Raw genomic sequence first — 12,597 nt, 5'->3', positions numbered from 1 at the left:
AGTGTAGTTCATGATGCAACTTTGACTTTGGTCGGTCGGAAGCAAAATGCTAGCTCATCTTGCTTCCTTCCAATAATTTAATCTCTGTTGCACTTCATTTGAGAATCTAAGTTTTTTAATAGTTTGGATTGATCTGAATATTTCACTTCTTCTTTGGGTGATGAGTCTGTGTGAGTCATCAAGATGACTAAATCAGGAAAATTCAAAACGTCAGCAGGTATTGTGCTGATCACTGTCAACGCTTTGACAGTGTTTATCGCCTATTCAGGGCAGACTGTATTTCAACAACACAATGTTGCAATAAAAATTGAAATATAAGGAACCGCCATGAGCCAAACCCAAACAGCACAATATGACCCAAATTACCAGTATCAACATATTCAGGTGAAACCGATTGCCGGTCGTATCGGTGCGGAAATTGAGGGCGTAAAACTCTCTGCAACTCTAGATCAAGCTACGGTGCATGAAATTAACCATGCACTGGTGAAATACAAGGCCATCTTCTTTAAAAATCAGCAGCACCTGACCGATGACGAACAGGAAGGCTTTGCTGCTTTATTAGGAAAGCCTTTAAACCACCCAACGGTTCCGGTCAAAAGTGGCACAGCCCATGTATTAGAGCTGGATTCACGTGGTGGACGGGCAGATACCTGGCATACCGATATCAGTTTTATTGAAGATTATCCAAAAGCCTCCATTTTACGCAGTATAGTTGCGCCGGCAGCGGGAGGAGATACGGTTTGGGCCAATACCACAGCGGCTTATAACGACCTGCCAGCAGAACTGAAAGTTTTGGCGGACAGTTTGCGGGCAGTACACAGCAATGACTATGACTATGCCTCTAAGGTAACCACAAGCCCGCGTATTGATGCAGAAAAATATCGTGCGCTATTCAATTCAACCGAATATGAAACAGAGCATCCATTGGTGCGTGTGCATCCGGAAAGCGGTGAAAAGACCTTGTTATTGGGGCACTTCTTTAAACGTTTTGTGGGCTATAACAGCCAGGATTCACGCCGCCTGTTTGATCTATTTCAGGACTATGCCGTGAATCTGGAAAACATCGTGCGCTGGCGCTGGAGTGTGGGTGATGTGGCCATCTGGGATAACCGTGCCACCCAGCACCGTGCGATTAATGACTATGGGGATGAGCTGCGTGTCGTGCGCCGTGTCACCATTGCAGGGGATATTCCGTTTGGTGTAGATGGCCGCCCAAGTGTGAGCCTGAAAAAAGTGGTCAAACAGGACATTTCTAATTTTACTTTTGAAAATGGTCAAATTCTGGAAAAAGCATCCTGATGATTCAATGAACTGATTTGCGCTGTGTTGGACCCGTAGTGATCTGAATTCGAGATATACATAGCGCTAAAAATTGGTTGGTCTAAGCATACGAAAAACCTAGTATTTATATATTAGGTTTTTTTATTTTAATGAGATCATCACTTTCGTATGCAGAGTCGCGCAGAAAAATTACAGCAGATTTTCGGTCAGGATGCAGTGTTTTCTGCATTCAATACACAGTCGCATCAAACTTTAATGCAGCATGTGAAATATCTGCGTTTTTTACCACAGCAACAGATCTTGCATTATCAGCAGAAAATGGAGGATATCTATGTGCTGTTGTCTGGACGGATGCAGATTGGCTGGCTGCTCAGTGATGGCGAGTTTAAGGTCAGCGATTATGTGAAAATGTATTCGGTGTTTAATCTGGTGCCATTTTTACAGCAAAAACCGCTGAATTTTGATTTTTATGCGGTAGAGCAAGTCGAAGTGGCGGTAATTTCAGGTCAGGTTTTTCTGGAACAATTACAGCAGCAGCCGCAAGCCATGTGGCAGATCATTCAATTATTGAGTGAACGGATGTATGGCTTGATGGAGAAAAACCGTTATCTGCAAACCGCGAGTATGACGCAAAAAATTGCGCAACATTTAATAAGCTTGGGTCAACAGGCAAGACCAGCAGGTCAGGCCAATTCGACCATGCAGTTTAAAATGAGCCAGCAGGAATTTGCCGAATTACTGCATGTGTCTCGGCAAACCTTAAACAAGCAACTGCAATATTTTATCCAAGAGCGCATTGTAGAGTGGAATTATAGTCAAATCCGTATTCTTGATCTGCAGCGCTTAAAACAGATCAGTCATTTCTAGTGGGGTATTTCTGGATATAGGATTGAAAAATTGCTCATCACACTGAAATTTTCCTGGATGACTGAAAGCGATTTCAAAATTTAAGGCAATAAAAAAGGCAAAGTCAAAACTTTGCCTTTTATGATCATGAACGATCTTAGTGGTGATGACCACCTGCACCGTGTACGTGACCGTGTTCTAATTCTTCAGCAGAAGCTGCACGAATTTCAACAATTTCAACTTCGAAAGTTAAATCTTGGCCAGCAAGCGGGAAGTTGGCATCTACAACAACGTTGTCGCCTTCAACCGCTTTAACAGTCACGATTTGAACGCCGTCATCAGTTTGAGCCTGGAATTGCATACCAGGTTGGATGTTGTCCACACCTTGGAACATTTGAGCTGGAACTTCTTGTACGAGGTCAGGGTTGTATTCACCATAACCTTCAGCAGCAGGAACGTTTACAGTGAATTTTTCACCAACAGTTTTGCCTTCTAAAGCGTTTTCTAAACCAGGGATGATGTTACCCGCACCGTGCAAATATGCAAGTGGCTCACCTTGTGATTGGTCGAGAGTTTCGCCCTCTGCGTTAGTCAACGTGTAGTGGAAAGAAACCACGAGGTCATTTGCAATAGCAGTCATGTTATTGATCCATTCAATTTTTTAAGGGTACATCATAAAGTGAAAAGTGGGTTTTGTAGACTAGATTTAGCAAAAATCTGCAATTTTCCCACTTTGTATGGCGTTTTTTTAATAATGGGGACAATTTTTTAAATTTCAATGCAATTTTATCTTTGGCCCCATTTTTCTTGTGACAAAATCTTTGGCGGTTAAAAGACCTGCATGGACATAGCCATGAATGGTCGCTTGATGCAGTCGATATAAAGAGATATACATCGATTTTGCCAGCAAACCTTGCACATTCACTTGTCCGAGTAATTCTCCCACGGCTTTGTTATGGCTTAATGACACCAGCGAGCCTTTATCGGAGAATTTGAACATCGGTTGGGGCTTGCCCTGAATGCGGGCTTTCATGGCATCAACCAGGAAACTGGCTTGCTGGCTGGCCACCTGAGCACGTGGACCGAGTACCGGTTCATCCGCAGTGGGTTGGCAATGGGCGCAGTCACCAAAAGCAAAAACATTCGGATCAGATAGCGTCTGCAGTGTTGCATACACTTTCAGACGGTGAATATTGTCCTTCGGAAAGTCTTTTAACTTTTCCAGAACAGCAGGGGCTTTAATGCCTGCCGCCCAGACTTTCAGTTCGGCATCTATAGAGCTTCCATCGGCAAAATAGACTTTGTCCTCGTCAACTTTTGCTACCCGGTGTTGGGTCAAAACCTGAATTCCAAATTGCTCAAGTTGATGGCGGGTGTGGTTGGCGATGCTTTCAGAAAGGGCAGGCAAAATCCGGTCGGCGGCTTCAATTACGCTAATATGGACATTGTTCGGGTCAATTTTGTTTAAGCCATATTTAAAGTAAGTTTCTTTGGCTTGAAACAGTTCGGCAGTAAGTTCTATACCGGTTGCACCTGCACCAATAATGGCAATATTCAGGACGCGGGTAGTATCATGATTTTGGGCCTGCAAATATAAATGCAGAAGGTCTTGCTGAAACACATCTGCCTGTTTACGGCTATCCAGAAAATGGCAGTGCTGTTTCACACCTTCAGTATTAAAGTCATTCGAGGTCGAACCCACTGCAATAATTAAGGTATCGTAATCCAGATGAATATTTTTCTGGCTTTGATCTGGCTGGGTTTGTTGGAATTTAGACCGCTGCGATGTTTCAAGAATAATCTGTTTGGCGTTTGGGTCGATTCCAATAAAACTGCCCAGAACAAACTCATAATGATGTTTGGCAGCATGGGCAAAATAATTGGTTTCTTCGGCATGCGGATTAAGGGTACCCGCGGCAATTTCATGTAACAGCGGTTTCCAGATATGGGTCAGCTTCTGATCGACTAAAGTGATGTGAGCTTGATGGGATTTACCTAATGTATTACCCAGTTGCGTTGCAAGCTCTAAACCGCCGACACCGCCACCCACAATAACAATTTTATGGAGATTGCTCATTTTTTTGACCTATTTTTATTTTAAAGACGAAAAAAAGATGGCATCAATATGCCACCTTCAATTCATTGCTTTTGTTTATATTGTTATACAGCTTACATAATTTAAAGAAATGTCACCTAATTAACCTAGAGGATAAATTTTGACTTTAATTTCCTCAGTGGAGAAAAAGCTAAAAAGCTGTTTAAGCCAAATGGCAATTTTCTGGAAGAAATTGGCTTCTTCAATTTGCACATCATTTTCAATGGCAATGGTGCGAATCAACTGGTTATTCTGGTAAACATGCACAGTTGCCAGTTGCATGACTTGGGCTAAAGGTGCAGTCAGGTATTTTTCTTTAATTTCAACATTTAAGTGGGTTTTGGTTTCTTGTAAGGGAGCAATCGCCTGAATTGTTCCATTGCCGGTATTCAGCATAACACGCTGATTCACCCTATCATAAGTTTGCAGGTCAATTGCATAGGGCTGGTCATACAAAGACGTCGTCACAATTTGCGGTTGGCTGGTTTCCAGTTTGAACATTTTTAAAGTGGATTTAATGACCGGCAACTCAGCGATCAGCTGCTTGTCTTTAATTGCCACTTCATTACGGGTATAGGTATAAGCCATATCCAGCAGGGTATGTGCAACTTCAGCACGTTTTAAGGCATTTTTTGTTCCCATCACCACCACAATCAGACGGCGTTCAGGCAGTGCAGGATTACCGGTAGGACGGTGTGCAGTCAGTGCCAGGTTATAGCCTGCCGCTTTGGTGAAACCTGTTTTTAAACCATCCACACTGGGGTCAAACTTGAGTGCCAGGTTGGTTGCGCGATGAAAACGCTGGTTATAACTGAAACTTGGCATGACTGAATAATGCAGGTATTCAGGTGTCTGAACACTAACGGCTTGACCAAGCAAGGCCATGTCATGAGCTGATGAGTAATGATTTGGCATGGTCACGCCTGGCGCATTGGCAAAATGCGTGTCCTTCATCCTTAGAGCTTTGGCTTCTTTATTCATGCGTTCGATGAAAGCCGGTACGCTACCCGAAATGCGTTCTGCCAAAGTCACAGCCGCATCATTGGCTGACATCACGATCAGGCCTGCAAGCAGCTGATCAACGGTGATCTGATCACCTTCTTTCAGGTACATCTGCGACTCGTCCCACTGCACCATTTTTACCACCGGTGTCGCCGTGATGACCTCATCTTTCTTTAAATGACCGGCTTCAATTTCTTTCAGGGCGATATAGGCAACCATCATTTTGGTCATAGATGCCGGTGCACGTTGCTCATGGCTATTGTGCTCTGCAATGACCTGACCTGATTGGGTGTCAAGAATGGTCCATGCAGCGGCTTCAACGCTTTCAGGAACCAGGTTCAGCAATGCAGCATTGACTATCGTGGAGCACAATAAACTTAAGGATGCGAGGAGGTAGATGACAGCTTTCAATGATCTTCCTTATTTACCAATCCATTGGTGGTAGAAATGCAAAAAATATGAGGAATGCTATGCCTTTTTTTTAAGTATGGCTAGTCGGAATTGTAGACAATTGCGACAGTTCAGCATTGCCGGGCAAAAAATGCTAAGCTAATTGTTAAGTTAACTTTTCTTATATTTTATATTGCCCATTATGTTGCATTATCAAATCGAATTTGACGATTATCGTCAGCATCTTATTCACGTGACACTTCGCTTTTTGGCAGAGCCCACCCAAGTCTTGTCACTGCCGACCTGGATTCCGGGCAGCTATCTGATTCGTGAATTTTCAAAGCATATTGAGTCAGTTCGTGCATATGATGAAGAGGGCCGCATTTTACAAATTCAGAAATTTGAAAAGAATAAATGGCGTTTATTTAACACCGATCATGAGCTGATTACGGTGGAATATGATGTCTATGCCTATGATTTATCGGTACGTGGCGCTTATGTCGATCAAACCCGCCTTTATGTGAATCCGGCCTGTGCATGTTTGGGACTTGAGGGACAGGAAGATAAAGCGGTTGAAGTGGAAGTGTTCTTGCCAGATGAGCTGAAGCATTTCCAGTTGGCAACCGGTTTAATGGCCAAAAGCCTGGTTAAAGGCCGCTATACCTTGAAGGCAGACAACTATGCCCAATTGATTGATTCACCATTTGAGCTGTCAGAGCAAACCCGCTTTAGCTTTGAAGCCAATGGTATTCCGCATGAATTCGTGGTGTCTGGCAAACATGCCATGAATGCCGCGCGCATGCAGCAAGACATTGAAAAAATCTGTGCCACTGAAATTTCAATGTTTGGTTCAGCACCATTTAGCGACTATACCTTTATGACCATGGCGACAGGCAATAGCTATGGGGGCCTGGAGCATCCGAACAGTACCAGTCTGATTACCCCGCGTGACGATTTGCCTAAAGTGGATGAACCTGCTGAACCCTCTGCAGATTATCAGCGTTTTCTGGGGCTGTGCAGTCACGAGTATTTCCATTCCTGGTTGGTGAAATTTATCCGTCCTGAAAATTTCGTTAATTATGATTTGAACAAAGAAGGCTACACTTCGCTGCTTTGGATTTTTGAAGGTTTTACTTCATATTATGACGATTTGATTCTGCTGCGTAGTGGTGTGATTTCTCAGGAATCTTATCTGAAATTATTAAAGACGCAGATAGACCGCTATTTGCAGAACCCGGGGCGTGCGATTCAAACCGTTGCAGATTCAAGTTTTGATGCCTGGGTGAAATTCTACCGTCAGGATGAAAACTCGAATAACGCCGGTACCAGCTACTATAATAAGGGCTGTTTAGTGGCGGTGTGTCTGGATTTGGGCTTGCGTTTACGCGGTTCAAGTCTAGATGCCTTAATGCGTAAATTGTATAAAAATGCGCAAAATGGTGTTCAAGTTAATGAGCGTACCATCTTCGATTTGTGTAATGAGTTGACCGGTGATAACTGGCTTGAACAGATCAATCATTTGATCAATACCACCGATGAGTTGCCGCTAGACCAGTTATTCCCTGAGTTTGGTCTAAGTTTTGATATTAAAAATGACAAGTCATTGCCATTTGGCTTAAAGCTTGCCGATAAACCCGAAGGTGTGGTGATTCAAACTGCGCGTCGTGATGGTGCAGGGGCAAAAGCAGGTCTTTCTGCGCAAGATGTCATTCTCGCGATTGATGGCTTGAAAGCGACCAGCAAACTGGTAGAAAAATATGCAAAACTAGAAGGTACTTACACCGTTCATGCTTTCCGCCGTGATGAATTGATGACTTTTGAGGTTCAGGCCGGTGGTTCAGAATTGACTGAAGTTGAGCTGAAAGTTGAGGATCAGGCTAAGGCTGAGAAGTGGTTAAAGGCAATTTAACTCACCTTTAAATACTTTGTATAAAAGAGGATGTTTACATCCTCTTTTTTTGTTCTATGCTTTATTTAAGCCTCATTTTAAAAAGTATAAAAATGAAAAAGAGCAATAATTTCGATATCCCGATCTGGGTATTAATATTGCCTATGGTGCTGGCTCACCCGGTCAATATTTACTTTCTGGATGGGAAGTATTCATTTGATGCAGCGCTTTTGTTCGCCTGTATTTTTACAATTGTTGCTGTGGTCAGCATTAAGCTTGTGTACGATTTTTTGAAGAATAAATTTCGTTCTAAATAGCCTAAGTATTATTTGATGATTTCATAAAAACTATGTTAAACAATTGTCTAAATATTTGTTTTTATGATTAGAAGATGAATCAAAAAAGTTTGTATTGGGGAATGGGGATAACAGCAGTTTGGCTAGTTGTGATTATAGCCTTCTGGATTTTTGGAGGATTGAAACCACCCTCATCATTAAATGAATTAGGCGATTTCCTTGCAGGCATCGTTGCGCCTATAGCTTTTCTTTGGCTGATTTTGGGATATGTCCAGCAGGGCAAACAGTTAGATCAAAATACAAAAGCTTTGGAGCAACAAGAAAGAGCTTTGCAATTACAGATTGATGAGATGAGGGAGAGTGTTAAGCAGCAAAAAGAATTAGTTCAAATTCAAGAAAAACAATTTTTTGTGATGAATCAAGCAGAAACTCCTATTTTAAAAATTGATATTCAAAATATGAAATTTCAAAAAAATAGTATTAAGGGACTAAATGGATGGGATGGATACAATTTAAATTTGAAAATACAAAATTTTGGTGGCGATGCTATAAAAATAAAAATTGTAAGTAACCAGAATGAAAATTTAGGAAATATTGCTGCAATTTTAAGAAAAGAGGAAGTGCAATTTTCATTAACGTTATTTGAGAGACATGCGGAGCATCTTACGAATACCGATTTGGCTGCATACTTTTGTCTAGAATTTGAAGATATTTTTGGAAATTCTATGAAATGGAAATATTTGATTATAGGACAATTACAACAAATCATAGATGACGGTTTTAATTGTGATGTAATAAAAATATAACAACATATAGTTGATAGCTTTATTTATGGAATTCAAATTAATAAGATTATAATATTTTTCAAATATTAAGATGAATTATACCCTTTACTGATCAACACATTGTGATTTAAAAAAATTTAAAAGTAGAAATTGATTTGATTATTTTTATAAAATAATTTTAATTCCCCCGATAGGTTGAATACCCATAAGGACTGAGCAACAGCGGAATATGGTAATGCTCCAAACTGCCATCAATCACAAATACCACCGGTACTTCCGGAAAAAAAGAACGCTGGTTTTTTGTCTTAAACCAGTCGCCGGTTTTAAAAGTAACTTTATAAATACCTTTTTGAAGGTTGGTGTCTTTAGGATATAAATCCGTAATTCGGCCTTCACTATTGGTTTTCGCTTCATTGAGCTTGGTCCATTTATCACCTTGCTGTGCTTCCAGTACCACGGATACATTGGAGGCAGGTAAGCCGGAATCCAGATTCAGTACATGAACACTTAAAGGATTTTGAGCAAAACTCAAAGTCGAAAAACCTGCGATAAAAGCAGAAAAGATAATATTTTTCATAATAAGCCGACTCAAATTGCAACCTAAACTCAGTCTACAGAATATAAAAAAACAATATATTTGGATTTTGTATTAAAAAAGGGTGCTTATGCACCCTTATTATATTGTGGCGATTAGCCGCGACCACGGCCACGACCACGCGGCGCTTTGGTGTTTGGACGCGTTGTCCCGTTGGTCTTGCGACGTGGTTTCTCGCTTTCATCCATTTGCCAGATACGTTTGGTACCTGACTTCTTCTTCACAGAACCATCTTTGTTCTTGCGAACCATAGGTTTACCGCCCGTACCACCCGGTTTTTTCACATAAGAACGTGAACGGTAAGGTTCTTCGGCAGGGACATCTTTAAAGTCAGGGTAGAGTAAAGGTTCAATTTCTTTGGTTTCACCCGGTTGCAGACCCAACTGAACAAGATCAATCGAACCAATTTTAGTACGAATCAAACGTAAAGTTGGAAAGCCTACCGCAGCAGTCATACGGCGAACCTGGCGGTTACGGCCCTCACAGATTGAAATTTCAACCCAGGAGGTAGGCACCGACGCGCGGAAACGAACCGGAGGATCACGCTCCCATAACCATTCAGGCTGTTGCACTTTAATGGCTTTGGCAGGAAGGGTCATGCCATCTTTCAGTTCAACCCCTTGACGAAGCTGTTCCAGCGCTTTTTCAGTGACATCACCATCCACCTGGACCAGATAAGTTTTAAACTTCTTGTTGGCCGGGTTGGTAATAAACTGGTTTAAACCGCCGTGGTCGGTTAAAAAAACTAAACCTTCCGAGTCCATATCAAGGCGACCCGCCAAACGCAAAGTCGGATCGTCTACGAAGTCAGACATGGTCATGTGTGCTTCGTCTTTACGGAATTGGGAGAGGACGTCATAAGGTTTGTTGAGAATGACAATTTTCACTTTAACCTACTGTAATATATAAAATAATTTATTTGTGGTGTTCATGTTACCCGTTTAGTTACCCGTTTATGTGAAAGTAGGTTAAGGATAGACAAGAAAAAGCCCACTATGTGTGGGCTATCATATCAGATTCTGTTTTATGTTCCTCGACTTTATGCTTCACATATGATGAGTACCAAAAAACATCCTTTTCTGAAAGTCGGACCGGTTGTCTAATATCACCAGAGTTCACCATTGAATAGAATTTATCTTTACCAATGGCAAGTAACTGCATGAACTCTTTCGCCCGAATTCTGCGATCAATTTCCATCATTTCACCTCCGGCCTTTTCTCTAAACTCTCACGCCAGTTACCTCTAAAAACATTGTATCCATGGTGTTCTAACGTGAATTCCTCATCACAAACCCAAGCATCATCATCCTCACCACCAATGAAAGGCTTCCCACTTCCAGATGGAAATAGCCATGAATTCCTATCCTCATCAGTCGCAATCCATTCAACTTCATCCGACACATTTGACCAGTCATACTTAGTCACGACACTTCCCCCCAATCTTTTACCTGCTTTGATTTCTGCATCTGTGGCGTGGCGAATCATAGAAAGGTCGGTGCAGCGTTTTGCGCCCTCATCCATCCACACCTCACCTTTTCGAGTCCATGCAACAGTCATCAATTCACCGTGCATAAAATCATCAATAAATACGATTTTGTCGCTTTCCTCAAAAATATTGTGCTGTCGTCGGTATTCAAGCATGTGTTCGCGCAATCCCTGAGCATTCATAATAAAATCAATGTTAGGTTGGCTTAAAATATCCCTGCACTTTTCATAACCGCCAAAATCGCTGATCACTCTTTCATAGAACTTCATGAAACTTCTCCCAAAGCCAGCACCACACTACTCGGCAATCCACTTAAATAAGTCGTAAACAAGTGATACAACTTATCTGCATTCATCTCGTTGATTTCCAGCATTGCACCGGTGCCAGATTTAACACGCTGCCTTGACCATCCGCGCATATCAAAAGTGAACTCATTGTCGAAATCCACTGCATTGATAATTGCATTGAATGAGCCAACATCACCAGCAGACCATGAATCGATGTAAGGCTTGTCACGTGCAACAAGGTTATCAAGTTGGAGTTGAGCAAACTGGATGTTTGTGCGCTGGATTTCAGTCATTTAAAACCACTCCATCAACAACCAATGCAATTTGAATCTGACCATTGGTTCTGTCATTAATTAATTTCTTGAAATACCCAATAGCTTGACCAAGTGTGTTTTCATCAGCTTGGGCAGGGCGTACTGCAAGCACCTGAACAGCATCAAGCAGCTTGCGAATTTCGTGTATTTCGATACGTTGAATTTCAGTCATTGGTTGGCTCCTGATCTTCGCCAAAAATTTCAGGAACATTTTCAACTTTTCCAAGTTGTATTGAATAACCTAAATATTTGTTTAACTTTTCTATCTTGTTGATTTTCGCAGCATAATCTTCTTTAAAGCCAAACTGCGCCCAACTATTCAATTCATCAACCACGGCAAGAAGATCATTTAATTCCAGATGAATGCGCTCTTTATTATTCAGCGGCAAATCAGGATGTTTTTCTGTCATCCCAAATTGAGCTGTTTTAAGGGAAATCTGAGCAATTTCAGTGGCTTCTTCGGCAAGTTTCATTAGCAGGAATTGTTCATGTGTCATTTTATTCATGGCTTTGCTCCTGTGCTTTAATTACCTTAGGAAGTGGCATCCAGTGAGTAGGAGGTTCGTCCTGACAGTTGGGCCAATATTCATCTAGATTTTCATCTATCGTTGTATATTCCTTATCAGGTTCGATATCTGGCGCATAATCCCAACAGACCAAGACGGTTTCATCAACTGGTGGCATTTGATCTTCAACCAAAATCCATTCCGGCACAGCTTGAGCTTTTTTCCGACTAAAATTAATAGCCTTTTTCCACATGGTCCAACTAGTATTTACACGATGATAAATTTCAGTCACATCATCTTCAAAATCTGGACCGAGACCTTCTTTAACCACATAGTTCCCTTGATTCATATCGAAAACCACAAATTCAAAATGACTTGGCAACCAATATGCCGCTTCAAAGTTTGGCAATTGCTCAGCCCAAAATGCTTGTTTTTCTGCCAGTGTTGGCTTTTTTTGAATATCCATCACGCCATCACTCCCAAATTCACATCCAATGGACTAACCAAATGCACCTGATATTCTTCATAAAGCACCTGGCAATTTCGATTACCGGTTAAATCCTTTGCAACCAGCACATAATCCAGTTTTGTACCTTTGCCTTTAAAAGTTGCACCACCGTCGGCAAGGTCTTTCTTTGTGTAGCCCAATTTTTCCAGCCACAATTTAAAGCCAGCTACATGTTTATTTTTGATGCGGAAGATCATCGATACCCCCAACTATTCACAAAATCCTGAATACAATCTTCAATACCGAAAAGATTGATGTTCTTGTATGTCTTAACCCGGCCATTGTGCTGCACAAGCAGCACACGGGTTATTGATGAATA

The 12,597-nt window shown here is 41.5% G+C and carries 16 protein-coding genes; 4 read left to right on the top strand and 12 right to left on the bottom strand.

Going from position 1 to position 12,597, the window contains the following annotated elements:
- Positions 1-327 precede the first annotated feature (327 nt).
- Together ACPUEY_RS05465 and ACPUEY_RS05460 are read left to right on the top strand one after the other, a co-directional pair.
- Entirely contained in the window at positions 328-1,299 is a 972-nt protein-coding gene (locus ACPUEY_RS05465; protein ID WP_425121423.1) for a TauD/TfdA dioxygenase family protein, read from the top strand.
- Positions 1,300-1,449: 150 nt separating this feature from the next.
- Positions 1,450-2,148 (top strand): Crp/Fnr family transcriptional regulator, encoded by a 699-nt coding sequence (locus ACPUEY_RS05460; RefSeq protein ID WP_425121422.1) that lies wholly within the window; start codon positions 1,450-1,452, stop codon positions 2,146-2,148.
- A gap of 136 nt (positions 2,149-2,284) precedes the next feature.
- Here ACPUEY_RS05460 and slyD read toward each other — a convergent pair whose 3' ends face one another.
- From slyD to ACPUEY_RS05445, 3 genes are all read right to left on the bottom strand, one after another.
- On the bottom strand, positions 2,285-2,767 hold the full coding sequence (gene slyD, locus ACPUEY_RS05455) for a peptidylprolyl isomerase (RefSeq protein WP_092819263.1): 483 nt from the start codon (positions 2,765-2,767) through the stop codon (positions 2,285-2,287).
- A gap of 135 nt (positions 2,768-2,902) precedes the next feature.
- Positions 2,903-4,204 carry an NAD(P)/FAD-dependent oxidoreductase gene (locus tag ACPUEY_RS05450; protein ID WP_425121421.1) on the bottom strand — a complete coding sequence of 434 codons (1,302 nt, stop codon included), beginning with the start codon at positions 4,202-4,204 and terminating at the stop codon, positions 2,903-2,905.
- Positions 4,205-4,324: 120 nt separating this feature from the next.
- Positions 4,325-5,635 (bottom strand): D-alanyl-D-alanine carboxypeptidase PBP6B, encoded by a 1,311-nt coding sequence (locus ACPUEY_RS05445; RefSeq protein WP_425121420.1) that lies wholly within the window; start codon positions 5,633-5,635, stop codon positions 4,325-4,327.
- Positions 5,636-5,816: 181 nt separating this feature from the next.
- Here ACPUEY_RS05445 and ACPUEY_RS05440 point away from each other — a divergent pair, with 181 nt between their 5' ends.
- Entirely contained in the window at positions 5,817-7,523 is a 1,707-nt protein-coding gene (locus tag ACPUEY_RS05440) for a M61 family metallopeptidase (RefSeq protein ID WP_425121419.1), read from the top strand.
- Between the two features lie 370 nt (positions 7,524-7,893).
- A complete protein-coding gene (locus ACPUEY_RS05435) occupies positions 7,894-8,604 on the top strand; it encodes a hypothetical protein (RefSeq protein ID WP_425121418.1) in 711 nt (236 codons plus the stop codon).
- A 157-nt stretch (positions 8,605-8,761) separates the two neighbouring features.
- Here ACPUEY_RS05435 and uraH read toward each other — a convergent pair whose 3' ends face one another.
- The 9 genes from uraH to ACPUEY_RS05390 all read right to left on the bottom strand — a co-directional run bounded on the left by uraH (position 8,762) and on the right by ACPUEY_RS05390 (position 12,475).
- Positions 8,762-9,160, bottom strand: a complete 399-nt coding sequence (gene uraH / locus ACPUEY_RS05430) for a hydroxyisourate hydrolase (protein ID WP_425121417.1) — start codon at positions 9,158-9,160, stop codon at positions 8,762-8,764.
- Between the two features lie 113 nt (positions 9,161-9,273).
- On the bottom strand, positions 9,274-10,065 hold the full coding sequence (locus ACPUEY_RS05425; protein ID WP_425121416.1) for an rRNA large subunit pseudouridine synthase E: 792 nt from the start codon (positions 10,063-10,065) through the stop codon (positions 9,274-9,276).
- A gap of 106 nt (positions 10,066-10,171) precedes the next feature.
- The gene (locus ACPUEY_RS05420; RefSeq protein WP_131273210.1) at positions 10,172-10,375 is read right to left on the bottom strand and encodes a helix-turn-helix transcriptional regulator; all 204 of its coding nucleotides are present in this window, start codon (positions 10,373-10,375) and stop codon (positions 10,172-10,174) included.
- The gene (locus ACPUEY_RS05415) at positions 10,375-10,932 is read right to left on the bottom strand and encodes a hypothetical protein (RefSeq protein WP_425121415.1); all 558 of its coding nucleotides are present in this window, start codon (positions 10,930-10,932) and stop codon (positions 10,375-10,377) included. The genes ACPUEY_RS05420 and ACPUEY_RS05415 overlap by 1 nt, the downstream gene beginning before the upstream one ends.
- Positions 10,929-11,243: a hypothetical protein gene (locus ACPUEY_RS05410; RefSeq protein ID WP_425121414.1), complete on the bottom strand. Its 315-nt coding sequence runs from the start codon at positions 11,241-11,243 to the stop codon at positions 10,929-10,931. Before ACPUEY_RS05410 ends, ACPUEY_RS05415 begins: the two co-directional genes overlap by 4 nt.
- Positions 11,236-11,436, bottom strand: coding sequence for a hypothetical protein (locus tag ACPUEY_RS05405; RefSeq protein ID WP_425121413.1), 201 nt, complete (start codon positions 11,434-11,436; stop codon positions 11,236-11,238). The genes ACPUEY_RS05410 and ACPUEY_RS05405 overlap by 8 nt, the downstream gene beginning before the upstream one ends.
- Positions 11,429-11,770, bottom strand: a complete 342-nt coding sequence (locus ACPUEY_RS05400) for a hypothetical protein (RefSeq protein ID WP_425121412.1) — start codon at positions 11,768-11,770, stop codon at positions 11,429-11,431. The genes ACPUEY_RS05405 and ACPUEY_RS05400 overlap by 8 nt, the downstream gene beginning before the upstream one ends.
- Positions 11,763-12,236 (bottom strand): DUF551 domain-containing protein, encoded by a 474-nt coding sequence (locus ACPUEY_RS05395; RefSeq protein WP_425121425.1) that lies wholly within the window; start codon positions 12,234-12,236, stop codon positions 11,763-11,765. The genes ACPUEY_RS05400 and ACPUEY_RS05395 overlap by 8 nt, the downstream gene beginning before the upstream one ends.
- Positions 12,236-12,475, bottom strand: a complete 240-nt coding sequence (locus ACPUEY_RS05390) for a hypothetical protein (RefSeq protein WP_425121411.1) — start codon at positions 12,473-12,475, stop codon at positions 12,236-12,238. Before ACPUEY_RS05390 ends, ACPUEY_RS05395 begins: the two co-directional genes overlap by 1 nt.
- Positions 12,476-12,597: the final 122 nt, after the last annotated feature.

The sequence above is a fragment of the Acinetobacter sp. G11 genome, from assembly GCF_049808495.1.
GTDB lineage: Bacteria > Pseudomonadota > Gammaproteobacteria > Pseudomonadales > Moraxellaceae > Acinetobacter > Acinetobacter kookii.
This window is presented reverse-complemented; position numbering and strand designations above follow the sequence as displayed.

Coding starts and splice junctions, on each gene's coding strand:
- ACPUEY_RS05465 (WP_425121423.1), top strand. CDS start 328: ATGAGCCAAACCCAAACAGCACAATATGACCCAAATTACCAGTATCAA.
- ACPUEY_RS05460 (WP_425121422.1), top strand. CDS start 1,450: ATGCAGAGTCGCGCAGAAAAATTACAGCAGATTTTCGGTCAGGATGCA.
- slyD (WP_092819263.1), bottom strand. CDS start 2,767: ATGACTGCTATTGCAAATGACCTCGTGGTTTCTTTCCACTACACGTTG.
- ACPUEY_RS05450 (WP_425121421.1), bottom strand. CDS start 4,204: ATGAGCAATCTCCATAAAATTGTTATTGTGGGTGGCGGTGTCGGCGGT.
- ACPUEY_RS05440 (WP_425121419.1), top strand. CDS start 5,817: ATGTTGCATTATCAAATCGAATTTGACGATTATCGTCAGCATCTTATT.
- ACPUEY_RS05435 (WP_425121418.1), top strand. CDS start 7,894: ATGAATCAAAAAAGTTTGTATTGGGGAATGGGGATAACAGCAGTTTGG.
- uraH (WP_425121417.1), bottom strand. CDS start 9,160: ATGAAAAATATTATCTTTTCTGCTTTTATCGCAGGTTTTTCGACTTTG.
- ACPUEY_RS05420 (WP_131273210.1), bottom strand. CDS start 10,375: ATGGAAATTGATCGCAGAATTCGGGCGAAAGAGTTCATGCAGTTACTT.
- ACPUEY_RS05415 (WP_425121415.1), bottom strand. CDS start 10,932: ATGAAGTTCTATGAAAGAGTGATCAGCGATTTTGGCGGTTATGAAAAG.
- ACPUEY_RS05410 (WP_425121414.1), bottom strand. CDS start 11,243: ATGACTGAAATCCAGCGCACAAACATCCAGTTTGCTCAACTCCAACTT.
- ACPUEY_RS05405 (WP_425121413.1), bottom strand. CDS start 11,436: ATGACTGAAATTCAACGTATCGAAATACACGAAATTCGCAAGCTGCTT.
- ACPUEY_RS05400 (WP_425121412.1), bottom strand. CDS start 11,770: ATGAATAAAATGACACATGAACAATTCCTGCTAATGAAACTTGCCGAA.
- ACPUEY_RS05395 (WP_425121425.1), bottom strand. CDS start 12,236: ATGGATATTCAAAAAAAGCCAACACTGGCAGAAAAACAAGCATTTTGG.
- ACPUEY_RS05390 (WP_425121411.1), bottom strand. CDS start 12,475: ATGATCTTCCGCATCAAAAATAAACATGTAGCTGGCTTTAAATTGTGG.